The following is a 481-nucleotide window of genomic DNA, read 5'->3' on the forward strand; positions in this document are numbered from 1 at the left end:
AACTGGCGACGAACGAGGCCGTGCGCGCGGCGCGACGGCCGCCGGCGGCGCTTCCGGCGACAGCGGCGCGGCGTCGGCGCGCGGCATCGGCGCAGCTGCCGGAACGATCGCCGGCGGCAGCCACACCAGCACCGGATCGTCATCGTCGGCCGCGGCCCGCGGCGGCGGCATCAACAGCCTGCTCGCGAACCAGAACAAGGCCGCGTGCACCGCCACCACCACGGCCCAGGCCAGCATCGATTCCATTCGCGAATCCCGCGACCGCACGGCCTGGCGCCTCGCCCGTCCCGGCGCCGTCCGCGCCGCTTGCTCCGCCTGCATCCTTTCCCGTCCTTGTGCGTCGAGCCGACCGCGCGAGTGTGCGTGCAAGCGGCGACGCGGCGAAGACCGGCGCGCAGCCTCGGTTGGCCGGCGTTCAAGCCGGCCGCGCGCGCCGCGCGGCGCAAGCGGCCAACAAGCGACGAACGGCGGCGGCGCGCGC

General features: G+C 76.3%; 1 pseudogene. It reads right to left on the minus strand.

Going from position 1 to position 481, the window contains the following annotated elements:
• Window positions 1–321, minus strand: a pseudogene (locus A7A76_RS03495) (hypothetical protein); the annotation flags it as partial.
• Between the last annotated feature and the right edge of the window lie 160 nt (window positions 322–481).

It is taken from the genome of Lysobacter enzymogenes (assembly GCF_017168095.1).
GTDB lineage: Bacteria > Pseudomonadota > Gammaproteobacteria > Xanthomonadales > Xanthomonadaceae > Lysobacter > Lysobacter enzymogenes_D.